Source organism: Rhodococcus sp. B10 (assembly GCF_011770055.1).
Taxonomy (GTDB): Bacteria; Actinomycetota; Actinomycetes; order Mycobacteriales; family Mycobacteriaceae; genus Rhodococcoides; species Rhodococcoides kyotonensis_B.
Genome location: NZ_JAAFYV010000123.1, coordinates 1 through 399, shown reverse-complemented (window position 1 = coordinate 399; position 399 = coordinate 1). Strand labels below are relative to the sequence as shown.

Below are 399 nucleotides of genomic sequence, written 5' to 3'. Positions count from 1 at the left end.
GAGCAGGGCCGCAGCTTCGCCGTGGTGGCCGCCGAAGTGCGCCTGCTGGCGCAGCGCAGTGCCGAGGCGGCCAAGCAGATCAAGGGGCTGATCGAGGATTCGGTGGCGCGTGTCGGCCAGGGCAACCAGCAGGCCGCGCAGGCCGGCACCACGATGGGCGAGATCGTCGGCAGCGTGCAGCAGCTGGCCGAGCTGCTGGCAGGTATCCGCAGTGCGTCGCAGGACCAGCATGCGGGCATCGCTCAGGTGAACCAGACCATCGTGCAGATGGAAGCCAGCACCCAGCGCAACGCCAGCCTGGTGGAAGAGGCGGGGGCCTCGACTGCGCAGATGCAGGCGCAGGTGCGTGCCTTGGCAGAAGCCGTGGGCGCGTTCCGCTTGCAGTCGATGCCGCAGGCG

General features: G+C 69.9%; 1 protein-coding gene. It reads left to right on the top strand.

What is annotated here, in order from left to right:
• Window positions 1–399, top strand: a 399-nt coding sequence (locus RhoFasB10_RS25955; RefSeq protein WP_240931480.1) for a methyl-accepting chemotaxis protein, incomplete at both ends; no start/stop codon positions are given.